This window comes from Sphingopyxis sp. LK2115 (genome assembly GCF_014595975.1).
Classification (GTDB): domain Bacteria; phylum Pseudomonadota; class Alphaproteobacteria; order Sphingomonadales; family Sphingomonadaceae; genus Sphingopyxis.
The window spans coordinates 25,740-47,031 of the sequence record NZ_JABWGQ010000035.1; the positions used below are offsets into that span (position 1 = coordinate 25,740).

Sequence of the window (21,292 nt, forward strand, 5' to 3'; positions counted from 1 at the left end):
GCCGACGGCGCGCAGCCTGCCGAGCGGAGCCCACGCCGACACGGCGACTTGCCCTTCGCCCCGCACGCGGCTAAAGGCGCGCTCCTGTGACCGGCTTATACAATAGGCCGGCGGCTCTTTCCATCCTTGTCCAAGTGAGTGTGCGCGATGAAGATCACCGGCGTTGAAATCCGTCCCGGCAATATAATCGAGTTTGAAGGTGGCATCTGGAAGGTCACCAAGATCCAGCACACGCAGCCGGGCAAGGGCGGCGCCTATATGCAGGTCGAGGCCAAGAATCTGATCGACGGGCGCAAGCTCAACAACCGTTTTCGCAGCGCCGATACGGTGGAAAAGGTTCGCCTCGACACCAAGGATTTCCAGTTCCTCTATGCCGAGGGCGACGACCTCGTCTTCATGGACAAGGACAGTTTCGAGCAGATCAACATCAGCAAGGACGTCGTTGGCGAAGCGCACGAGTTCCTGCAGGACGGCATGGACGTCGTGCTCGAGCTTTGGGAGGAGCGCCCCATCTCGGTCGAGCTGCCCGAACAGATCGAGGCAACCATCGTCGAGGCCGATGCGGTGGTGAAGGGCCAGACGGCCTCGTCGTCGTACAAGCCCGCGATCCTCGACAATGGCGTGCGCGTGATGGTGCCGCCGCACATCACCAGCGGGACGCGCATCGTTGTCAATGTCTATGACCGCGAATATGTGCGCCGCGCGGAATAACCAACGTCGCCCCCGCGAAGGCAGGGGCCGCTAGCGTTTTACATTGCCGACAGCGGCCCCCGCCTTCGCGGGGGCAACGCGTTGAAGGAAAGCGACATGGCCGTATCCGGCATCATCACCGTCATGGAGCGCGCCGCGCGTAAGGCCGGGTCCAAACTGCGCCGCGATTTCGGCGAGGTGGAGCATCTCCAGGTTTCGCAAAAGGGCCCGGCGGATTTCGTATCGAAAGCCGATCAGGCCGCCGAGCGCACGCTTTACGACGAGCTGACCCATGCGCGTCCCGGCTGGGGCTTCCTGATGGAAGAGGCCGGCGAGATCGAGGGCGAGCCGGGCAAGCCGCGATTCATCATCGACCCGCTCGACGGCACGTCGAACTTCCTTCATGCGATTCCGCATTTCGCGATCTCGATCGCGGTGCAGGAGCCGAAGCTCGGCGGCGGCTGGGGCGACGTCACGGCGGCGCTGATCTATCAACCCGTCACCGACGAAAGCTATTGGGCCGAGCGCGGCCGCGGCGCGTGGCTGCACGACCGGCGCCTGCGCGTCGCGTCGCGCCGCCATCTGAGCGAATGCCTGATCGCGACGGGCATTCCCTATATGGGTCACGGCGATATGGCGCAGTGGAGCCGCATTTTCGGCGCGGTCGCTCCCGAAGTCGCGGGCATCCGCCGCTTCGGCGCCGCCAGCCTCGACCTCGCCTGGGTCGCCGCGGGGCGCTACGATGGTTTCTGGGAAAGCGACCTGCAGGTCTGGGACGTCGCGGCGGGAATGCTGCTGGTGCGCGAGGCCGGCGGTTTCGTCAGCGATTTCCGCGGCGGCGACCGGGCGATCGAACGCAGCGAATATATCGCAGGCAGCGCCGCGGTCCATTCAAAACTGCAGAAACTGGTCGCTGGCGCGCTGCGCAACGCTTGATTTACAATCCGTCATCCCGACGAAAGCCGGGATGACGGTGCCAGGCGGCCAGCCTATTCGTCGAAAACATATTCCCGGAAACTGTCCATCAGCGAAGCCCAGGTGTTGAAGGTTTCGCCGACATTCTCGCGCGGGATTCCCGCGAAATCGAGGTCAACGTCCATTTCGAGCACCGGGTCGCCGGCATCGTCCTTATAGGCACGCGCGAAGCGCTTTTCCTTGTTCCACTGGTTCAGCCGTTCGAGCGACATATTCTTCGCATCGCTGAAGCCCATATAATATTGCAGCGTCTTGCACTTTTGGCCCCCGTCGCAATTCATAAAAAGAACAAGGAACTTCAGGCCATTGCGGCTGCTCTCGATATAGGGATCGTCGCCATCTTTGGCGATGATCGTCGCGGGCCAGCCCTGCGACTCGACGATCGCCTTGATCGTCGCCGGATCCGCTGCGTTCACCAGTTCGGAATGGGCCGGCGTCGTCCAGAACAGTGCGGTCGCGGCGAGTGCGAGCGCGGCGCGCGTGGTAATTGGTCCCATATTAGCTCCCATCGTCGATATAGCGCCCGAAAGACGCGGCATTGCGACCCGTTTTTTCGATCTATCACAGCGACAGGCCCACTCGCCAGCGTGCATTGGGGTGTTGGTCACGCAAGATACGAAAATCCTGCCTGCGGTGCTTGCGACACGCGGCGCGCTGGCCTAAAGCGCCCCCGATAACCGGGTGCGCGCCACCCCAAAAATTGCACAACGGAACTGCGAGCTCCCATGGTCGATCTGACTCAGTATCTGCCGATCCTGATATTCCTGGTCATTGCGGTCGGGTTGTCGGCGGCCTTTGTCTTCCTGCCGATGGGCGTCGCGCGGCTGACCGGGGCGCACAAGCCCGATCCGGCGAAGCTGACCGAATATGAATGCGGCTTTCCCGCATTCGAGGATGCGCGCAGCCAGTTCGATGTGCGATTCTATCTCGTCGCCATCCTCTTCATCATCTTCGACCTCGAAGCCGCATTCCTGTTTCCGTGGGCAGTCAGCCTTGAAGAAATCGGTTGGGCTGGTTGGGCGACGATGATGATTTTCCTCGCCGAGCTTGCAATCGGCCTGATTTACGCATGGAAGAAAGGGGCGCTGGATTGGGAATGAGCAATTCGAGCATCCTGATGCCCGGCCAGATGCCGGTGGCGCCGGGGACCAGCCCCGACCAGTCGTTTTTCGACGACCTCAATAGCGAGGTAGGCGACAAGGGATTCCTCGTCACCTCGACCGAGGATCTGTTCAACTGGGCGCGCACCGGCTCGCTCTGGTGGATGACCTTTGGCCTTGCCTGCTGCGCGGTCGAGATGATTCACGTCAATATGCCGCGATACGACATGGAGCGGTTCGGCGTCGCGCCGCGGGCCAGCCCGCGTCAGTCCGACGTGATGATCGTCGCGGGCACGCTCTGCAACAAGATGGCGCCCGCGCTGCGCCGGGTTTACGACCAGATGTCGAACCCGAAATACGTGATCTCGATGGGCAGCTGCGCCAACGGCGGCGGTTATTATCACTACAGCTATAGTGTCGTGCGCGGCTGCGACCGCATCGTGCCCGTCGACATCTATGTCCCCGGTTGTCCGCCGACCGCCGAGGCTTTGCTTTATGGCGTGATGCAGTTGCAGCGAAAGATTCGCCGCACCGGAACGATCGAACGCTGATGGCCAGTCCTGCTCCCCTGATTGCGCCCCGTGCGGGCCTTGCCGCAGCGCTTGAAAAGCTGTTGGGCGGCGATCTCATCGCGCATGCCTTCGCCGCGGGCGAAGACAGCATTACCGTGCGCCGCGAGGCGGTCGCGGCGGTGATGGTCAGCCTGCGCGACAATCTCGATTACCAGCAGCTGATGGAAATCGCCGGGGTCGACTATCCCGACCGGTCGGAGCGGTTCGAGGTCGTCTATCACCTGCTCAGCGTCACCAAGAACCACCGCCTGCGCGTGCGCGTGTCGACCGACGAAACGACGCCGGTGCCGACGATCGTGCCTGTCTGGCCGGTGGCCGGCTGGCTCGAGCGCGAAGTGTTCGACATGTATGGCGTGCTGTTCGCGGGCAATCCCGACCTGCGCCGCATCCTGACCGACTATGGTTTCCAGGGCCATCCGCAACGCAAGGATTTTCCGCTGACCGGCTATACCGAGTTGCGCTATTCCGAAGAGGACAAGCGCGTCGTCTATGAGCCGGTGAAGCTGGCGCAGGATTTCCGCAACTTTGACTTCCTGAGCCCATGGGAAGGCGCCGATTATGTGCTGCCGGGCGATGAAAAGGCCGGTGGGACGGGCGAAGCGCCGGGCAAGGGCGCGCCGACGTCGATGACGTCAAAAGAGGTCAAGGCCGCCGACGACAAGGCGAAGGCACCGCCGCCGCCGACCCCGAAGACTAGCGACAGCCCGGCGCAGACCGGCGCGGGTGCCAGGGTCAACAAGGCTGCGGCGAAGACGAGCCGCGACGGCGCGAAGGCGACTGCGGGCGCCAGGGCAAAGACTCCCGCGACGACGAAGGCCGAGGCTCCCGCCAAGCCCAAGGCTTCGGCCAAGCCGCGCGCCTCGCGCAAGCCGAAAACCGGAGGTGACGCATGACGGATGCTCCTCAAGTGAAGCACCACGGCAGCGACATGTTCGAAGGCTATCCGGTCGACACTGCGAACACCGCGGGCGATCAGGCTGTCACCAATTATACGATCAACTTCGGTCCGCAGCATCCCGCGGCGCACGGCGTGTTGCGCATGGTCATGGAACTTGACGGCGAGATCATCGAGCGTGTCGATCCGCACGTCGGGCTGCTCCACCGCGGCACCGAAAAGCTGATCGAATATAAGACCTATTTGCAGGCGCTGCCCTATTTCGACCGGCTCGACTATTGCTCGCCGCTGGGGATGGAGCATAGCTATGTCCTCGCGATCGAGAAGCTGCTCGACCTCGAAGTCCCCGAACGCGCGCAATATCTGCGCACCCTGTTCGCCGAGCTGACGCGCATCTGCAACCATATGCTCAACATCGGGTCGCACGTCATGGACGTCGGCGCGATGACCCCGAACCTCTGGGTGTTCGAGCTGCGCGAGGATTGCCTTAACTTCTTTGAACGCGCGTCGGGCGCGCGCATGCATTCGGCCTATTTCCGTCCGGGCGGCGTGCATCAGGATGTGCCCGAACGGCTGCTCTACGACATCGGCGAGTGGTGCGAAAAGCGTCTGCCCAAGCTGTTCGGCGACGCGATGAGCCTGGTCGTCGACAACCGCATCTTCAAACAGCGCAACGTCGACATCGCGACGGTAAGCAAGAAAGATGCGCTGGCGTGGGGCTTTTCCGGCCCGATGATCCGCGGCAGCGGCATCGCATGGGATTTGCGCAAGGCGCAGCCCTATGACGCCTATGCCGCGATGGAGTTCGACATTCCCGTCGGCACGCGCGGCGACTGCTACGACCGGTTCATGGTGCGCGTGCAGGAAGTCTATCAGTCGGCGAAGATCATCAAGCAGTGCCTGCGCGACATGCCGAGCGGCCCGATCGCCAGCCTCGACCGCAAGGTCGTCCCGCCCAAGCGCGGCGAGATGAAGCAGTCGATGGAATCGCTGATCCATCATTTCAAGCTCTATACCGAAGGTTTCCACGTCCCCGCTGGCGAAGTCTATGTCGCGACCGAAAGCCCCAAGGGCGAATTCGGCGTCTATCTGGTCAGCGACGGCACCAACAAACCCTATCGTTGCAAGATCCGTCCGACGGCGTTTTCGCACCTTCAGGCGATGGACATGATGTGCAAGGGCCACATGCTCGCCGACACCACCGCGATCATCGGCGCGATCGACGTCGTGTTCGGGGAGTGCGACCGGTAATGCTGCGCGAACTTGCCATTCTTGTCCTGGTGCTTGCAGGCTTTGCGTCTGCGGTCGCGGCCTATCTTGCCGCATTCCATGGCGAGGTAACGATAAAGGAAGTCGTCTCGACCGCATTTGCCGCGACGCTGGGCATGTATGTCGGACGATATATTGAACGAGGTCTAGCCCGTGGCTGACGCACCCCAAATCCCTGACGAAGCCGAAGTCCGCGCGCGCTGGGGCGCCTTTGCGTGGACGGCGGAAAATGCCGAGAAGGCAAAGGCGGTCATCGCGCGCTATCCCGCGGGGCGCCAGCGCTCGGCGGTGATGCCTTTGCTCGACCTTGCGCAGCGCCAGGTCGGGGCCGAGACGAACACGCAGGGCTGGCTGCCCGTGCCGGTGATCGAATATGTCGCAGCGCAGCTCGATATGCCCTTCATCCGCGCCTATGAGGTCGCGACCTTCTACACCATGTACAATCTCGTCCCCGTCGGCCGCTATCATGTGCAGGTCTGCGGCACGACGCCGTGCCTGCTGCGCGGTTCGGACGATGTGATGGCGGCGTGCAAGAATCGCGGCATGGTGAAGGGCAAGACGACTCCCGACGGGCTGTTCACCCTGACCGAGGTTGAGTGCATGGGCACCTGCGCCAACGCGCCGATGGTCCAGATCAACGACGATAATTACGAAGACCTCGATTACGACAGCATGACGCGCATCCTCGACGAGCTTGCCGCAGGCAAACAGCCCAAGACGGGTACGCAGAACCCGCAGCGCCACACAAGCGAGCCGGAAGGCGGGCCGACCACGCTGAAAGAAATGGTCAAGGCGAACCACGACTATCGGAAGGAGTGGTGACATGAGCCTTCTGGACAAGGATCGCATCTTCACCAATCTTTACGGCTTCCAGCCGTGGAACCTCAAATCCGCGCAGATGCGCGGCGATTGGGACAATACCAGGGACCTGATGAAGCGCGGCCAGGACGCGATCATCGAGGAGATCAAGGCGTCGGGGCTGCGCGGCCGCGGCGGCGCGGGCTTTCCGACCGGGCTCAAATGGAGCTTCATGCCAAAGGAGCCGCGCGAAGACCGTCCGAGCTTCCTCGTCATCAACGCCGACGAATCCGAGCCGGGTAGCTGCAAGGACCGCGAAATCATCCGCCACGATCCGCACAAGCTGATCGAAGGCGCATTGATCGCGGGTTTTGCGATGCGCGCGCGCGCCGCCTATATCTATATACGCGGCGAGTTCATCCGCGAGGCCGAGACATTGTTCGCGGCAGTGCAGGAGGCGTATGACGCCGGGCTGCTCGGCAAGAATGCGGCGAAATCGGGTTATGATTTCGACGTTTTCGTCCACCGCGGCGCCGGGGCCTATATTTGCGGCGAAGAAACCGCGATGATCGAAAGCCTGGAGGGCAAGAAAGGCCAGCCGCGTCTGAAACCGCCGTTCCCGGCGGGCGCGGGCCTTTATGGATGCCCGACCACGGTGAACAATGTCGAAAGCATCGCGGTCGTCCCGACGATCCTGCGGCGCGGCGCGGCGTGGTTCTCGTCCTTCGGGCGCGAGAATAACAAGGGCACCAAGCTCTTTCAGATCAGCGGCCATGTGAACAAGCCGTGTGTGGTCGAGGAAGCGATGAGCATTCCCTTCCGCGAGCTGATCGACAGGCATTGCGGCGGCATTCGCGGCGGTTGGGACAATCTGCTTGCGGTGATCCCCGGCGGTTCGTCGGTGCCGCTCGTGCCCGCGGCCGAGATCATGGATGCGCCGATGGATTTCGACGGGCTGAAGGCGCTCGGTTCGGGCCTTGGCACAGCCGCCGCCATCGTGATGGACAAGTCGACCGACATCGTCCAGGCGATCAGCCGCATCAGCTATTTCTACAAGCATGAAAGCTGCGGCCAGTGCACGCCGTGCCGCGAAGGCACCGGCTGGATGTGGCGCGTGATGGAGCGGCTGCGCACCGGCGACGCCGACATCGGCGAAATCGACACCTTGTTCGACGTGACCAAGCAGGTCGAAGGCCATACCATCTGTGCGCTCGGCGACGCCGCGGCGTGGCCGATCCAGGGTCTGATCCGCCATTTCCGCCCCGAACTCGAACGCCGCATCCGCGAGAATGGCGGCGCGCTGGAGGCAGCCGAATAATGCCCAAAGTCACCGTAGATGGCGTAGAACTCGACGTTCCGCAGGGCGCAACCGTCTTGCAGGCGTGCGAGATGGCGGGGAAGGAAATCCCGCGCTTCTGCTACCACGAGCGCCTGTCGATCGCGGGCAATTGCCGCATGTGCCTGGTCGAAGTGTCGCCGGGACCGCCGAAGCCGCAGGCAAGCTGCGCGCTGCCGACGGCCGAGGGGCAGGTGATCCGCACCGACAGCCCGATGGTGAAGAAGGCGCGCGAAGGGGTGATGGAGTTTTTGCTCATCAACCACCCGCTCGACTGCCCCATCTGCGATCAGGGCGGCGAATGCGACTTGCAGGACCAGTCGGTCGCTTATGGCCGCGGCGCGACGCGCTATGACGAGAACAAGCGCGCGGTGACCGAGAAATATATGGGGCCGATCGTCAAGACGGTGATGACCCGCTGCATCCAGTGCACGCGCTGTGTCCGCTTTGCGGAGGAAGTCGCGGGCGTGGAGGACATCGGCGCGATCTATCGCGGCGAGAATATGCAGATCACCTCCTATCTCGAACGCGCGGTCGCGAGCGAGCTTTCGGGCAATATCGTCGATTTGTGCCCCGTCGGCGCGCTGACCAGCAAGCCCTATGCGTTCGAGGCGCGGCCGTGGGAACTGACCAAGACGCTGGGCATCGACATGATGGACGCGGTTGGCACCAATGTCCGCATCGACAGCCGCGGGCGGCAGGTGCTGCGCGTGCTGCCGCGCGTCAACGACGACGTCAACGAGGAATGGGCGAGCGACAAGACGCGCCACCATGTCGATGGCCTTGTGCGTCGCCGCCTTGATCGTCCGTTCGTGCGCAAGGACGGCCAGCTCGTCGAGGCGAGCTGGGCCGAGGCGTTCGAGGCGATCAAGGCGGTGAACGCGGGTTCGTCGGTTGCGGCGATTGCGGGCGATCTCGTCGATTGCGAGACGATGTTCGCGGCCAAAGCGTTGGTGAACGCGCTCGGCTCGTCGCTGCTCGAAGGGCGGCAGACCGGCCTTGATTACGATGTTACCAGCCTGTCGGCGGTCAATTTCAACACGACCATCGCCGAGGCCGAGAATGCCGATGTGATCCTGCTCGTCGGCACGAACCTGCGCTGGGAAGCGCCGCTGATTAACACGCGCGTCCGCAAGGCGGTGTGGAAGAAGGGGGCCAAGGTCTTTGCGATCGGGCCTGAAACCGACCTGACCTACAAGACCGAATGGCTTGGCGACGACGCGTCGCTGGTGGCGAAACTGCCCGCGCATGTGATGGAAGCGCTGAAGGGCGCCGAACGGCCAATGCTGATCTTCGGCGGCGGCGCGCTCTCGGTGCCCGGCGTTCACGGCGCGGGGCTGGCGCTTGCCAAGGCGGTGAACGCGGTCAGGGACGGCTGGAACGGCTTCAATGTCGTGCATTTCTCGGCCGCGCGCATGGGTTCGCTGATGCTCGGCTACGGCCTGCCCGGCGGGATCAGGGATGTGATCGCAGCCAAGCCGAAGCTTGCCTTCTTCCTTGGCGCCGACGAGGTCGATTTTGCGGCGTTTGCGGAAACGTTCAAAGTCTATGTCGGCCATCATGGCGACAAGGGTGCCCATGCCGCCGACGTCATCCTGCCCGCCGCGGCGTGGACCGAAAAGGATTTCACCACCGTCAACACCGAAGGCCGCGTCCAGCGTAGCGAAAGGGCGGTGTTCGCTCCGGGCGATGCGCGCGAGGACTGGAGCATTTTCCGCGCGCTTGCCGATGCGCTTGACGTCAATGTCGGCTTCGACAGCTTCGACGAGTGCCGCGCGGCGATGATCGCGGCGGTACCCGCGCTTGGACAGGAGGGCCTTGCCGACTATGGCTGGACGGTGCCCAAGCTGCCCGCGAAGCCCGAAGCACGCGCGATCCCGTCGCCGATCAAGGATTTCTATCTCACCAATGCCATCTGCCGCGCATCGCCGACGATGCAGCGCTGCTCGCAAGAGCTGATCCATGGCGAAGACTTTGCGGAGGCGGCGGAATGACCCCGGTGCATGCTATTGCGTCCATCCTGTTCGTCGGGATGGGCTATTCGGTCTGGCGGGGTTTCAACCCCAGGGGCAGGTCAGAGAAGCCCGGCCCGCATAACGGCTGGCGCAATCAGGACGGCGCGAAGAAATGACCGAGACTTTCATTTCGTGGGGCATGGACCCGAACTGGGCATGGGGCGTCGCGACGATTTGCGGCATCCTGCTCATCGCGCTGCCGTTGATGCTCGCCGTCGCGATGATCATCTATGCCGACCGCAAGATCTGGGCGGCGATCGCGCTGCGCCGCGGGCCGAATGTTGTCGGCCCATTCGGTCTGCTCCAGTCGTTCGCCGACGGGCTCAAGGTGTTCCTCCAGGAAACGATCGTCCCGTCGGGCGCCAACAAGGGCCTGTTCCTGATCGCGCCGATCATCACCTTCACAGTGGCGCTGCTCGCCTGGGCGGTGATTCCGTTCAATTCGGGCGCGGTGCTGGCCGACATCAATGTCGGGCTGCTCTACATCCTCGCCATCTCGTCGCTCGGCGTTTATGGGGTGATCCTGTCGGGCTGGGCGTCGAACTCGAAATATCCCTTCTTTTCGGCGCTCCGCGCGTCGGCGCAGATGATCAGCTATGAAGTGTCGATCGGATTTATCCTGATCGGCGTCGTGCTGTTCGCCGACAGCTTCAATATGAACGAGATCGTCAAGGCGCAGCAGGGGCACGGGCTCGGCATCGTCAACGCGTTCGGATTCAACCTGCTGCTCTTCCCGCTTGCGGTGATGTTCCTGATCTCGGCGCTCGCCGAAACCGCGCGCGCGCCGTTCGACCTGACCGAAGCGGAAAGCGAGCTCGTCGCGGGCTATCAGACCGAATATTCGTCGATGAGCTTCGCGCTGTTCTGGCTTGGCGAATATGCCAATGTCCTTTTGATGTGCACGCTCAACGCGGTGCTCTTCTGGGGCGGCTGGCTGCCGCCGATCGACTGGGCGCCGCTCTATGCCGTCCCCGGCATCGTCTGGCTGTTCGTGAAAATCCTGTTCTTCTTCTTCATCTTCAGCTGGGTCAAGGCGACCGTTCCACGATACCGCTATGACCAGCTGATGCGGCTGGGCTGGAAAATCTTCCTGCCGATCTCGCTGATCTGGGTGTTCCTGATCTCGGGCTATCTGATGCTGACGAGGTATGGGGCATGATTGTGTCCATGCTTCTGGCTCAGGCCATGGTTGAAACCATCGACAAGCGGCCCCAACGCGCTGTGCCCGCGACGGCATTTCGTTGCACGATGCTCGCCGTCGGCGACAGCAAGGGAGTGGCTGGCCAGTTCGACCTTCATGGCACCACGCCGCTTGCACCCGAAGGCCATCAACCGAATGACGGCTTCCCCATCATCTTGGGTAGCAGCACCGGAAGCGCGCTTGCCGGACGCGGCATCACCAACCCGATTCACAACAGTGATTGGTTTCGCGATTTTCAGATCACGCGAATTGTTGGCAGTGACCAGTATGTGATCAATCTGAAGCTGCGTCGGGAAGGACGCTCGATGGCCTATGTTACGCGGTTCGGCGATTGGCCGCCAAACGCCGCGGGAGAGCGGGAACCTTTTCGATACGACGCGGTCGGCATCTGTGTTGCCGAGTTCAATCCAAGCGAGCAGCCATCATGAGTGTCAGCCACATCATCAAAAGCTTCACCCTGTGGGAGTTCGTAAAGGCGCACGCCCTCACGCTGAAATATTTCTTCAAGCCGAAAGCGACGATCAACTATCCGTTCGAGAAGAACCCGCTCAGCCCGCGTTTCCGCGGCGAACATGCGCTGCGGCGTTATCCGAACGGCGAGGAACGCTGCATCGCGTGCAAGCTGTGCGAGGCGGTGTGCCCGGCGCAGGCGATCACGATCGAGGCCGAGCCGCGCGACGATGGTTCGCGCCGCACCACGCGCTATGACATCGACATGACCAAGTGCATCTATTGCGGCTTTTGTCAGGAAGCCTGCCCGGTCGATGCGATCGTCGAGGGGCCGAACTTCGAGTTCGCGACCGAAACGCGCGAAGAACTGCTCTATGACAAGGCCAAGCTGCTCGCCAACGGCGACAAATGGGAACGCGCGATCGCGGCGAATCTTGCCGCCGACGCGCCCTATCGGTAAGGGCGCGCGCACATGATTCAGCTTATCGCCTTCTATCTTTTCGCGACGATCGTCATTGCGTCCGGCGCAATGGTGATCTTTGCCCGCAACCCGGTCCACAGCGTGATGTGGCTGATCCTCGCCTTCTTCAACGCGGCGGGGCTGATGCTGCTCGCCGGGGCGGAGTTCATCGCGATGCTGCTCGTCATCGTCTATGTCGGCGCGGTTGCGGTGCTGTTCCTGTTCGTCGTGATGATGCTCGACATCGATTTCGCCGAACTGCGCGCCGGTTTCGTGCGTTATCTGCCGCTTGGCGCGCTGGTCGCGATCATCCTGGCGGCCGAGCTGGTGTTCGCGGTCGGCGCATGGAACGCGGGCGGGGTTGATCTGGCCGCGCGCGCGGCGCCCGTCGTCAGCGACAAAAGCAATATCCAGCAGATCGGCGAGCTGCTCTACACGCGCTACATCTTCCTGTTCGAGGCGGCGGGTATCGTCCTGCTGGTGGCGATGATCGGCGCGATCGTGCTGACGCACCGCCAGCGCGGCGGGGTGCGGACTCAGAATATTTCGCAGCAGGTGCGCCGTCGTCCAGAGGATGCGACGCGCCTTGTCGATCCGGGCACCGGGCAGGGGGTTGAGCTGTGATTTCGGTTGGCCATTATCTCGCCGTTTCGGCGGTGCTCTTCACGCTCGGCGTGCTCGGCATCTTCATCAACCGCAAGAATATCATCGTCATCCTGATGGCGATCGAGCTCATCCTGCTGGCGGTGAACATCAATCTTGTCGCGTTCAGCGCCGCGCTGGGTGACCTGGTGGGGCAGGTGTTTTCGATGTTCGTGCTGACCGTCGCTGCCGGTGAAGCGGCGATCGGCCTTGCAATCCTTGTTATCTATTTCCGCGGCCGCGGCACCATTGCCGTCGACGATGCCAACCGGATGAAGGGGTAAGCCGGTGATCCAGGCGATCGTATTCCTGCCGCTGCTCGCGGCGCTTGTCGCAGGGCTGGGCCAGCGCGCCATCGGCCCCTTTGCATCGAAGCTCGTCACGACAGGTGCGCTGTTCACCAGCTGTGCGCTCAGCTGGCCGATCTTCCTGTCCTTCGTGACGGGGACCGGTGAGGCCGAAGTCGTTACGGTGCTGCACTGGGTGTCTTCCGGCGCGCTCCAGTTCAACTGGGAGCTGCGCGTCGACACGCTGACCGCGGTAATGCTCGTCGTGATCACCACGGTGTCGGCGCTCGTCCACCTCTATAGCTGGGGCTATATGGAAGAAGACCCGGACCAGCCGCGCTTCTTCGCCTATCTGTCGCTCTTCACCTTTGCGATGCTGATGCTGGTGACCGCGAACAATCTGGTCCAGATGTTCTTCGGTTGGGAAGGCGTCGGCCTTGCCTCCTATCTGCTCATCGGTTTCTGGTACAAGAAGCCGAGCGCCAATGCCGCCGCGATCAAGGCGTTCGTCGTCAACCGCGTCGGCGACCTTGGTTTCATGCTTGGCATTTTCGGCACCTTCCTCGTGTTCGGCACCGTTTCGATCCCGGACATTCTGGCCGCAGCGCCGGGCATGGCGGGCAGCAGCATCACCTTCCTGGGGATGCGGCTCGACACGATGACGATTCTCTGCCTGCTCCTGTTCATCGGTGCGATGGGCAAGTCGGCGCAGCTCGGCCTTCACACCTGGCTGCCCGACGCGATGGAAGGCCCGACCCCGGTGTCGGCGCTGATCCACGCCGCGACGATGGTGACCGCGGGCGTGTTCATGGTTTGCCGCCTGTCGCCGATGTTCGAGACCGCACCGATTGCGCTCGGCGTCGTCACCTTCGTCGGCGCCGCGACCTGCCTGTTTGCCGCGACCGTCGGCACGACGCAGTGGGACATCAAGCGCGTCATCGCCTATTCGACCTGTTCGCAGCTCGGTTACATGTTCTTCGCCGCGGGCGTCGGCGCCTATGGCGCGGCGATGTTCCACCTGTTCACGCACGCCTTTTTCAAGGCTCTGTTGTTCCTGGGCGCGGGTTCGGTGATCCATGCGATGCACCATGAACAGGACATGCGCTATTATGGCGGCCTTCGGAAACATATACCGCTCACCTATTGGGCGATGATGGCAGGCACGCTGGCGATTACCGGCGTCGGGATCGCGGGGGTCGCGGGCTTTGCGGGATTCCATTCAAAAGACGGCATCCTCGAAGCCGCATTTGCAGCGGGTGGCGGCGGCGTGATTGCCTTCTGGGTCGGCATCTTCGCCGCGCTGCTGACAAGCTTCTATTCGTGGCGCCTCGTTTTCCTGACCTTCCACGGCAAGCCGCGCTGGGAAGAGAGCGAGCATATCCAGCACGCGGTGCATGGCGAGCATGAAGATCCGTCCGCCGAACATGCGAGCGGCAACCATGCGCCTCACCACCGGGACGCGCATGGCGACGGCACGGCGGGTTACCACCCGCACGAGAGCCCGCTGTCGATGCTGATCCCGCTCGGCGTCCTGTCACTCGGCGCGGTGTTCGCGGGTTACGTCTTTGCGCACCCGTTTATCTATCCGGAAGAGGGCGCAGCCTTCTGGGCGGGCAGCATCGCGTTCGACGAGCATCTGATGCACACCGCTCACGAAGTGCCGACCTGGGTGAAGTGGACCCCGTTCACCGTGATGGCGATCGGCCTGTTCCTCGCTTGGAACAGCTATGTTCGCAACACCACGCTGCCCGCGCGCTTCGTGGCGCAGTTCAGGCTGCTGCACCAGTTTCTTTACAATAAATGGTATTTCGACGAGCTCTACAACATCCTCTTCGTGAAGCCCGCCTTCTGGATCGGCCGCTTCTTCTGGAAGAAGGGTGACGAAGGCACCATCGACCGCTTCGGTCCCGATGGCGCCGCGGCGCTCGTCGCCGGGGGGACGCGGCTCGCGGTCCGGCTGCAATCGGGTTATGTTTATGGATATGCGTTTGTGATGCTGCTCGGTCTTGTCGGCCTCGCCAGCTGGGCCATGGTGAAGTTCCTGTGAGCGGGCTTCCTATCCTCTCACTGATGCTGGCGATCCCGGCGATCGGCGCCATCCTCTGCCTCTATGCCGGGGACCGCAACGCGCGCGCCATTGCGCTCGCGGCAACGCTGATCGACTTTGCGCTTGGCGTCGTGCTCTGGGCCAATTTCGATATCGGCGGCGCGCAGTGGCAGTTCACCGAACGCGCCGACCTGTTCGGGCGCTTCCAGTGGGCGCTCGGCATCGACGGCATGGCGTTGATGCTCATCATGCTCAGCGTCTTCCTGATGCCGCTCTGCATCCTTGCGAGCTGGGACGCGATCAAGCAGCGCGTCGGCCTTTACATGGCGATGTTCCTGATCATGGAAGTCGTGATGATCGGCGTCTTCATGGCGCAGGATCTGCTGCTCTTTTATATCTTCTTCGAGGCCGGGCTGATCCCGATGTATTTCATCATCGGCATCTGGGGCGGCGCCAACCGGATCTACGCCGCGTTCAAATTCTTCCTCTACACGCTGCTCGGTTCGGTGCTGATGCTGATCGCGATGATCGCGATGATCGCCGAAGCGGGGACGACCGACATTCCGACGCTGCTGAACTATGATTTCCCGGCGGGAATGCAGACCTGGCTGTGGCTGGCCTTCTTTGCCAGCCTCGCGGTGAAGATGCCGATGTGGCCCGTCCACACCTGGCTTCCCGACGCGCATGTGCAGGCGCCGACCGCGGGCTCGATGATCCTTGCGGGTGTGCTCCTGAAGCTCGGCGCCTATGGCTTCCTGCGTTTCATGATGCCGATGTTCCCTGACGCTTCGGCGCAGCTGATGTGGCTGGTGTTCGGCCTGTCGATGGTCGCGGTGGTCTATACCAGCCTTGTCGCGCTGGTGCAGAACGACATGAAAAAGCTGATCGCCTATTCGTCGGTCGCCCACATGGCCATCGTCACCGCGGGGCTCTTTGCCTTCAACCAGCAGGGAATCGAAGGCGCGCTGATCATCATGCTCAGCCATGGCGTCGTGTCGGCCGCGCTCTTCTTCTGCGTCGGCGTGATCTATGACCGGCTGCACACGCGCGAAATCGACCGCTACGGCGGGCTCGCCGTGAACATGCCGGCCTATGCGCTCTTCTTCATGCTGTTCACAATGGCGTCGATCGGCCTGCCGGGGACCAGCGGATTCGTCGGCGAGTTTCTGAGCCTGCTCGGCATTTACGAGGCGTCGAGCGTCGTCGCCTTTGTCTGCACTACGGGCATCATCCTCGGTGCCGCGTACATGCTCTATCTCTATCGCCGCGTCGTGTTCGGCGAACTGACCAAGGACGATGTGAAGGCGATGCCCGACCTCAATCCGCGCGAATGGGCGATCATGGCGCCGCTCGCCGCCGTGGCGCTGTGGATGGGCGTCTATCCCGAAAGCTTCCTCGCGCCGATGCGCGGCGACGTGACCACCGTGGTCGCGCGCCTGGCTCCGGCGAAACCCGCGGGCGATGCGCAGCTTGCCGCGGGCAAGCCCAACGCCGACGCTGCGCATGGTGAAACGGCGCACGGATCGAGCCATGCGGGAGGCGTCCAATGACCGCCGACCTGATGCTCATCTGGCCCGAGCTGATCCTGACGATCGGCGGCCTCGTCACGCTGATGCTCGGCGCCTTCATGGGCGACCGGCAGGTCGGCATTTACCAGCTCAGCGCGCTGCTCACGCTTGCTGCCGCCGCGGTGGCCGTCGTCGCGCTGTTCGGCGTCGAGGCGACCGTCTTTTCGGGTACGCTGTCGGTCGACGCTTTCGGCGGTTTTGCCAAGCTGCTCATCTATGCCGCGAGCTTCGTGTGCATCCTCATCGCGCCGCGCTTTTTCAGCGGCGGGATGCGCGCCGAATATCCGACGCTGATCCTGTTTGCGGCGCTCGGCATGGGCATCATGGCCTCGTCGCGCGATCTGATGACGCTTTATGTCGGACTCGAACTCAACAGCCTTGCCGCTTATGTGCTCGCGAGCTTCATGCGCACCGACGAGCGGTCGAGCGAAGCGGGACTGAAGTATTTCGTGCTCGGCGCGCTGGCGTCGGGGATGTTGCTCTATGGCATCTCGCTGCTCTATGGCTTCACCGGCACGACCGATTTCGCGGGCATTGCCGCGGCGATGGGCGACGAGCCGGGTATCGGCCTGATCTTCGGCATCGTCTTCGTGCTTTCGGGGCTGGGTTTCAAGATCAGCGCGGTGCCGTTCCACATGTGGACGCCCGACGTCTATGAAGGCGCGCCGACCCCGGTGACGACCTTCTTTGCCAGCGCGCCCAAGGTGGCGGCGATGGCGCTGATGACGCGGATCGTCGTCGACGCGATAGGTCCCGCGATCGGCGCCTGGCAGCAGATCGTCATCTTCCTCGCGCTTGCCTCGATCATCCTTGGCGCGGTCGGCGCGATCGGACAGAAGAATATCAAGCGCCTGCTCGCCTATTCGTCGATCAACAATGTCGGTTTCATGCTGATCGGCCTGGCCGCCGGAACGCAGCAGGGGGTCGAGGGCGTGCTGACCTATCTGCTCGTCTATCTTGTCACCACGCTCGGCGCTTTCCTTGTCGTCCTGCAACTGCGCGATGAGCACGGCAATCAGGTCGAAAGCATCCCCGCGCTCGCCGGCCTGTCGCAACGGCGTCCCGGACTGGCAGCGGCGCTGTCGGTGTTCCTGTTCAGCCTTGCGGGCATTCCGCCGCTGTTCGGTTTCTGGCCCAAATATCTTGTGTTCGAGGCTGCTGTGAATGCAGGCCTCGTGCCGCTCGCGGTCGCGGGCATCGTCGCATCGGTTATCGGCGCCTTCTATTATATCGCGATCATCAAGACGATGTATTTCGACGATAAATCGGAAGTCGAGGTGACCGGCGGCGGCAATGCCGTCGAGGGCACGATCGTCGCGGCCAGCGCGCTGTGGCTGTCGGCGGTCGGCTATCTCTTCATTCCGATGCTCGCCGTGGCATCGGCGCACGCCGCAGCGGTGCTGTTCTGATCCCGCCGATCGAGCGGATCGCGCAGACAGGTTCGACCAACGCCGACCTGCTGGCGCGGCTGGCAGGCGGCGAACATGTCGGCGAGGGGCATTGGCTGGTCGCCGACCGCCAGACCGCCGGGCGCGGCCGCCTGGGCCGCGGCTGGAACGACGGGCAGGGCAATTTCATGGGCTCGACGGTCGTTCATCTGAAGATCGGCGATCCGTCGGCCGCGACGCTCGCGCTTGTCGCCGGGGTGGCGCTCGCCAGGACCGTCGCCGCGCTGGCGCCCGATGCCCGCGCCCAGATCAAATGGCCGAACGACCTGCTGGTGGGCGGTGCCAAATGCGCCGGCATATTGATGGAGCGCACCGGCAATTCGGTGGTGATCGGCATCGGCGTCAACCTTGTCGCCGCACCCGACCTGCCCGACCGCCCCACCGCAACTCTGTCCACCAAGGGCGCCGTGATCGACCGCGATAATTTCGCGAACGCGCTCGGCATCGCGATGATTGACGCGCTGTGGACCTGGCGGCAGGAGGGGGTCGCGAGCATCGTGCGCGCCTGGCTGCCGCTGGCGCACCCCGTCGGCACACCGCTGCGCGTGTCCGAACAGGGCATTGACGGCTTTTTCGACGGCCTTGCCGACGACGGCGCGCTGCGCTTGCGCCGCGACCACGGGGAGACCATGCTGATTCATGCGGGGGACGTCGAACTCCGTCGCCCGGTGGTTGAAGGATAACGCCATGCTGCTCGCGATCGACGTCGGCAACACCAACGCTAAATTCGCGCTGTTTCGCGGCGCCGATCTGCTCGCGCGCTGGCGCATCGCGACCGACGACCGGCGCACGGCCGACGAATATATGGTGTGGCTCGACCAGTTGATGCGGATCGAGGGACATCATCGCGGCGACGTTGACGCCGTGATCATTTCGACCGTGGTGCCGCGCGCGCTGCATAATCTGCAACTGCTGGCTCATAAATATTTCGGCGTCGACGCGCTGATCGCCGGGCGCGACCCGGTGAACTGGGGCATCGCGCTGAAAGTCGACGAGCCGCAATCGGTCGGCGCCGACCGCGCGGTCAACGCGATTTCGGCACAGGCGGTCGAACCCGGCAAGGACAAGCTGGTGATCAGTTTCGGCACCGCGACGACGCTCGACCATATCGGCCCCGACGGCGCCTATCTGGGCGGGATCATCGCGCCGGGCGTCAATCTTTCGCTCGAAGCGCTGGTCGCCGCTGCCGCCAAGCTTCCGCGCATCGCCATCGAGGCACCCGCGAGCGCCAGCGTGATCGGGCGGACGACCGAAAGCCAGATGCTGATCGGCGTCTATTGGGGCTATGTTTCGATGATGGAGGGGCTGATCGCGCGCATGAAGGCGGAAATCGGCAAGCCGCTCACCGTCGTCGCCACGGGCGGCCTTGCGACGCTTTTCCAGGAACAGGCCCATCTGTTCGACCGTATCGAACCCGATCTGACGCTGAACGGGCTGATGCACCTTTATTATCAACGAAAGCCAACGACATGACGACTCCGGGCAAGGAGCTGCTTTTTCTCGCATTGGGGGGATCGGGCGAGATCGGCATGAACGCCAATCTTTACGGCTGCGACGGCAAATGGATCATGCTCGATCTGGGCGTGACCTTTGGCAGCCACGATTATCCGGGCATCGACATCGTCATGCCCGACCTGGAGTTTATCGAGGACCGCAGGAACGACCTCCTGGGCATCATCCTGACGCACGGGCACGAGGATCATATCGGGGCGATCCCCTATCTCGCCGCCGATCTTGGCGTGCCGCTCTATGCCAACCGTTTCACCGCGGGGCTGATCGCGCACAAGCTTGCCGAAGAGGGGCTGGAGAATGAGGTCGAGATCAAGGTCGTCGACATCGACGACAATTTCCGCATCGGCCCCTTTGGCATTCGCATGGTCCCGCTTGCGCACTCGATCCTCGAAATGAGCGCGGTGGTGATCGATACGCCCTATGGCCGCATTTTTCACACCGGCGACTGGAAACTCGACGAAGAACCGATCCTGGGCGTGCCCGCGACCGCCGCGGCGCTCAGCGCGATCGGCGACGAGGGCGTCGATTTCCTCGTGTGCGATTCGACCAACGCCTTCAACGCCGAAGAATCGGGAAGCGAAGGCGCGCTGCGCAAAGGATTGGAGCAGGCCGTCGGCGCGGCGAAGGGCAGGGTGGTCGTCACCACCTTTGCCTCCAACGCGGCGCGGCTTGCGACATTGGGCGACGTCGCGCGGGCGACCGGGCGCAGCCTCTGCGTCGCGGGGCGCTCGCTCGACCGCATCCTCGGCGTTGCGCGTTCGGTCGGCTATCTGAAGGATTTCCCGCCGACGGTCGATTTCGACGAGGCGATGCGCCTGCCGCGCGACAAGCTGATGGTGATCGCGACCGGGGGACAGGGCGAACCGCGGGCGGCGCTTGCGCGCATGGCCGGCGACAGCCACCAGATCAAGCTGGAGGCGGGCGACACCGTCGTCTTTTCGTCGAAACAGATCCCCGGCAACGAGGTCGCGATCGGGCGGATCATGAACCAGCTCGCGGCAAAGGATGTGCTGACCGTCACCGAAAAACAGGCGCACATCCATGTCAGCGGTCATCCCGGCAAACCCGAACTGGCCGCGCTCTATGGCTGGCTGCGCCCGAAGCTGGTGGTGCCCGTCCATGGCGAAATCCGCCACATGCATGAACAGGCACGCTTCGCGCTCGAAAAGGGCGTGCCGGGCGCGCTGGTGCAGGAAAATGGCGACCTCTGCCGTCTGGCGCCGGGGCCGGCACATATCGTCGAGCGCGTGCGCGCGGGGCGGCTGGTCCTCGACGGCGACGTCATCCTGCCCGCCGACGGCGAAACGATGAACGAACGGCGCAAGCTGGCGCTCAACGGTCATATCACCGTCGCGGCGATCTTTTCGGGCAGGCGCTTCGTCGACAGCGCGATCAGCTATCGCGGCGTACCGGTCGAGGATGAGCGCGCGGCTTTCGTCGACGAAATGCGCGAAGCCGCCGAACAGGCCGCGACCGGCCCCGCGCGCGACGAGGAAAAGCTGCGCGAAGCGATCCGCCTCGGCGTCCGGCGGATCGCGACCGACTGGACGGGGAAGAAGCCGGTGGTCGATGTGATGATCGTCGAGATTTGAGGATCGGCCGATGAAATGGACCTCTGCGCTTGCAATCTTCACGCTCTTCTGGGTGTTCAGCGCCTTTTTCGTGTTGCCCTTTCACGGACGCCGCGCGAGCGATGACGCCGAGCCGCTGGTCGCGGGGCAGGATCGCGGCGCCCCGGCGCGCTTTCGTCCGGGGCGCGTGCTGCTCCAGATGACGATCGTCGCGGCGGTGGCCTTTGTGATTTATTACGTCGCCTATGTGAACGGCTGGGCCGATCCCGATGTGCTGACCGGGCGCGCGTGAGTTCGGGGTAAGCACCGACGATAGCGGTTGCCTTATTGGAGGGGATTCGAGACGACCACCCCTTTCCGTTCACATCGCGCGAAGTCGAGACCCCAATGGATTGAAGCGACGGCGATCGCCGCTTCCGGCCGAAAGCTGCGGTCAGCCGACAGGAGGGAGCGAAC

Annotated in this window: 23 protein-coding genes; 22 read left to right on the forward strand and 1 reads right to left on the reverse strand. The window is 63.3% G+C overall.

The annotated features are described in order from the left end of the window. Positions 1–147 precede the first annotated feature (147 nt). Together efp and HUW43_RS05380 are read left to right on the forward strand one after the other, a co-directional pair. The gene (efp, locus tag HUW43_RS05375) at positions 148–711 is read left to right on the forward strand and encodes an elongation factor P (protein WP_188236411.1); all 564 of its coding nucleotides are present in this window, start codon (positions 148–150) and stop codon (positions 709–711) included. Positions 712–807: 96 nt separating this feature from the next. Beyond that, on the forward strand, positions 808–1,626 hold the full coding sequence (locus HUW43_RS05380) for an inositol monophosphatase family protein (RefSeq protein ID WP_188236412.1): 819 nt from the start codon (positions 808–810) through the stop codon (positions 1,624–1,626). 53 nt (positions 1,627–1,679) lie between these two features. Here HUW43_RS05380 and HUW43_RS05385 read toward each other — a convergent pair whose 3' ends face one another. Then, positions 1,680–2,162, reverse strand: a complete 483-nt coding sequence (locus HUW43_RS05385; protein ID WP_188236413.1) for a YbjN domain-containing protein — start codon at positions 2,160–2,162, stop codon at positions 1,680–1,682. Between the two features lie 228 nt (positions 2,163–2,390). Here HUW43_RS05385 and HUW43_RS05390 point away from each other — a divergent pair, with 228 nt between their 5' ends. The 20 genes from HUW43_RS05390 to HUW43_RS05485 all read left to right on the forward strand — a co-directional run bounded on the left by HUW43_RS05390 (position 2,391) and on the right by HUW43_RS05485 (position 21,128). After that, positions 2,391–2,765, forward strand: a complete 375-nt coding sequence (locus HUW43_RS05390; RefSeq protein WP_120219382.1) for an NADH-quinone oxidoreductase subunit A — start codon at positions 2,391–2,393, stop codon at positions 2,763–2,765. Further along, positions 2,762–3,316, forward strand: coding sequence for a NuoB/complex I 20 kDa subunit family protein (locus tag HUW43_RS05395; RefSeq protein WP_223181308.1), 555 nt, complete (start codon positions 2,762–2,764; stop codon positions 3,314–3,316). Before HUW43_RS05390 ends, HUW43_RS05395 begins: the two co-directional genes overlap by 4 nt. After that, positions 3,316–4,230 carry an NADH-quinone oxidoreductase subunit C gene (locus tag HUW43_RS05400; protein ID WP_188236414.1) on the forward strand — a complete coding sequence of 305 codons (915 nt, stop codon included), beginning with the start codon at positions 3,316–3,318 and terminating at the stop codon, positions 4,228–4,230. Before HUW43_RS05395 ends, HUW43_RS05400 begins: the two co-directional genes overlap by 1 nt. A 35-nt stretch (positions 4,231–4,265) precedes the next feature. After that, entirely contained in the window at positions 4,266–5,483 is a 1,218-nt protein-coding gene (locus HUW43_RS05405; RefSeq protein WP_188236471.1) for an NADH-quinone oxidoreductase subunit D, read from the forward strand. Continuing rightward, complete coding sequence (locus tag HUW43_RS05410; protein WP_120216137.1) at positions 5,483–5,662, forward strand: hypothetical protein; 180 nt, start codon at positions 5,483–5,485, stop codon at positions 5,660–5,662. Before HUW43_RS05405 ends, HUW43_RS05410 begins: the two co-directional genes overlap by 1 nt. Continuing rightward, a complete protein-coding gene (locus tag HUW43_RS05415; RefSeq protein WP_188236415.1) occupies positions 5,655–6,323 on the forward strand; it encodes a complex I 24 kDa subunit family protein in 669 nt (222 codons plus the stop codon). Before HUW43_RS05410 ends, HUW43_RS05415 begins: the two co-directional genes overlap by 8 nt. A 1-nt stretch (position 6,324) precedes the next feature. Then, positions 6,325–7,617: an NADH-quinone oxidoreductase subunit NuoF gene (nuoF, locus tag HUW43_RS05420; RefSeq protein ID WP_188236416.1), complete on the forward strand. Its 1,293-nt coding sequence runs from the start codon at positions 6,325–6,327 to the stop codon at positions 7,615–7,617. Further along, positions 7,617–9,629 (forward strand): NADH-quinone oxidoreductase subunit NuoG, encoded by a 2,013-nt coding sequence (nuoG, locus tag HUW43_RS05425; protein ID WP_188236417.1) that lies wholly within the window; start codon positions 7,617–7,619, stop codon positions 9,627–9,629. The genes nuoF and nuoG overlap by 1 nt, the downstream gene beginning before the upstream one ends. A gap of 133 nt (positions 9,630–9,762) precedes the next feature. After that, positions 9,763–10,809: an NADH-quinone oxidoreductase subunit NuoH gene (nuoH, locus tag HUW43_RS05430; RefSeq protein WP_188236418.1), complete on the forward strand. Its 1,047-nt coding sequence runs from the start codon at positions 9,763–9,765 to the stop codon at positions 10,807–10,809. 2 nt (positions 10,810–10,811) lie between these two features. Further along, positions 10,812–11,279: a hypothetical protein gene (locus HUW43_RS05435; protein ID WP_188236419.1), complete on the forward strand. Its 468-nt coding sequence runs from the start codon at positions 10,812–10,814 to the stop codon at positions 11,277–11,279. Continuing rightward, a complete protein-coding gene (gene nuoI / locus HUW43_RS05440) occupies positions 11,276–11,761 on the forward strand; it encodes an NADH-quinone oxidoreductase subunit NuoI (protein ID WP_223181309.1) in 486 nt (161 codons plus the stop codon). The genes HUW43_RS05435 and nuoI overlap by 4 nt, the downstream gene beginning before the upstream one ends. Positions 11,762–11,773: 12 nt before the next feature. After that, on the forward strand, positions 11,774–12,385 hold the full coding sequence (locus HUW43_RS05445; RefSeq protein ID WP_188236420.1) for an NADH-quinone oxidoreductase subunit J: 612 nt from the start codon (positions 11,774–11,776) through the stop codon (positions 12,383–12,385). Beyond that, a complete protein-coding gene (gene nuoK, locus HUW43_RS05450) occupies positions 12,382–12,687 on the forward strand; it encodes an NADH-quinone oxidoreductase subunit NuoK (RefSeq protein ID WP_003051614.1) in 306 nt (101 codons plus the stop codon). Before HUW43_RS05445 ends, nuoK begins: the two co-directional genes overlap by 4 nt. A 4-nt stretch (positions 12,688–12,691) precedes the next feature. Next, entirely contained in the window at positions 12,692–14,737 is a 2,046-nt protein-coding gene (gene nuoL, locus HUW43_RS05455; protein WP_188236421.1) for an NADH-quinone oxidoreductase subunit L, read from the forward strand. After that, positions 14,734–16,287, forward strand: coding sequence for an NADH-quinone oxidoreductase subunit M (locus HUW43_RS05460; protein WP_188236422.1), 1,554 nt, complete (start codon positions 14,734–14,736; stop codon positions 16,285–16,287). The genes nuoL and HUW43_RS05460 overlap by 4 nt, the downstream gene beginning before the upstream one ends. Further along, the gene (gene nuoN, locus HUW43_RS05465) at positions 16,284–17,714 is read left to right on the forward strand and encodes an NADH-quinone oxidoreductase subunit NuoN (RefSeq protein WP_188236423.1); all 1,431 of its coding nucleotides are present in this window, start codon (positions 16,284–16,286) and stop codon (positions 17,712–17,714) included. The genes HUW43_RS05460 and nuoN overlap by 4 nt, the downstream gene beginning before the upstream one ends. Beyond that, entirely contained in the window at positions 17,636–18,436 is an 801-nt protein-coding gene (locus HUW43_RS05470) for a biotin--[acetyl-CoA-carboxylase] ligase (RefSeq protein ID WP_188236424.1), read from the forward strand. The genes nuoN and HUW43_RS05470 overlap by 79 nt, the downstream gene beginning before the upstream one ends. Before the next feature lie 4 nt (positions 18,437–18,440). Continuing rightward, complete coding sequence (locus HUW43_RS05475; protein ID WP_188236425.1) at positions 18,441–19,226, forward strand: type III pantothenate kinase; 786 nt, start codon at positions 18,441–18,443, stop codon at positions 19,224–19,226. Continuing rightward, a complete protein-coding gene (locus tag HUW43_RS05480; protein WP_188236426.1) occupies positions 19,223–20,857 on the forward strand; it encodes a ribonuclease J in 1,635 nt (544 codons plus the stop codon). The genes HUW43_RS05475 and HUW43_RS05480 overlap by 4 nt, the downstream gene beginning before the upstream one ends. A gap of 10 nt (positions 20,858–20,867) precedes the next feature. Beyond that, the gene (locus HUW43_RS05485; protein ID WP_188236427.1) at positions 20,868–21,128 is read left to right on the forward strand and encodes a DUF1467 family protein; all 261 of its coding nucleotides are present in this window, start codon (positions 20,868–20,870) and stop codon (positions 21,126–21,128) included. The last annotated feature ends 164 nt before the right edge of the window (positions 21,129–21,292 follow it).

Excerpts from the sequence above, each read along its gene's own strand:
- efp (WP_188236411.1), top strand. The coding sequence starts at position 148 with ATGAAGATCACCGGCGTTGAAATCCGTCCCGGCAATATAATCGAGTTT.
- HUW43_RS05380 (WP_188236412.1), top strand. The coding sequence starts at position 808 with ATGGCCGTATCCGGCATCATCACCGTCATGGAGCGCGCCGCGCGTAAG.
- HUW43_RS05385 (WP_188236413.1), bottom strand. The coding sequence starts at position 2,162 with ATGGGACCAATTACCACGCGCGCCGCGCTCGCACTCGCCGCGACCGCA.
- HUW43_RS05390 (WP_120219382.1), top strand. The coding sequence starts at position 2,391 with ATGGTCGATCTGACTCAGTATCTGCCGATCCTGATATTCCTGGTCATT.
- HUW43_RS05395 (WP_223181308.1), top strand. The coding sequence starts at position 2,762 with ATGAGCAATTCGAGCATCCTGATGCCCGGCCAGATGCCGGTGGCGCCG.
- HUW43_RS05400 (WP_188236414.1), top strand. The coding sequence starts at position 3,316 with ATGGCCAGTCCTGCTCCCCTGATTGCGCCCCGTGCGGGCCTTGCCGCA.
- HUW43_RS05405 (WP_188236471.1), top strand. The coding sequence starts at position 4,266 with ATGTTCGAAGGCTATCCGGTCGACACTGCGAACACCGCGGGCGATCAG.
- HUW43_RS05410 (WP_120216137.1), top strand. The coding sequence starts at position 5,483 with ATGCTGCGCGAACTTGCCATTCTTGTCCTGGTGCTTGCAGGCTTTGCG.
- nuoF (WP_188236416.1), top strand. The coding sequence starts at position 6,325 with ATGAGCCTTCTGGACAAGGATCGCATCTTCACCAATCTTTACGGCTTC.
- nuoG (WP_188236417.1), top strand. The coding sequence starts at position 7,617 with ATGCCCAAAGTCACCGTAGATGGCGTAGAACTCGACGTTCCGCAGGGC.
- nuoH (WP_188236418.1), top strand. The coding sequence starts at position 9,763 with ATGACCGAGACTTTCATTTCGTGGGGCATGGACCCGAACTGGGCATGG.
- nuoI (WP_223181309.1), top strand. The coding sequence starts at position 11,276 with ATGAGTGTCAGCCACATCATCAAAAGCTTCACCCTGTGGGAGTTCGTA.
- HUW43_RS05445 (WP_188236420.1), top strand. The coding sequence starts at position 11,774 with ATGATTCAGCTTATCGCCTTCTATCTTTTCGCGACGATCGTCATTGCG.
- nuoN (WP_188236423.1), top strand. The coding sequence starts at position 16,284 with ATGACCGCCGACCTGATGCTCATCTGGCCCGAGCTGATCCTGACGATC.
- HUW43_RS05475 (WP_188236425.1), top strand. The coding sequence starts at position 18,441 with ATGCTGCTCGCGATCGACGTCGGCAACACCAACGCTAAATTCGCGCTG.
- HUW43_RS05480 (WP_188236426.1), top strand. The coding sequence starts at position 19,223 with ATGACGACTCCGGGCAAGGAGCTGCTTTTTCTCGCATTGGGGGGATCG.
- HUW43_RS05485 (WP_188236427.1), top strand. The coding sequence starts at position 20,868 with ATGAAATGGACCTCTGCGCTTGCAATCTTCACGCTCTTCTGGGTGTTC.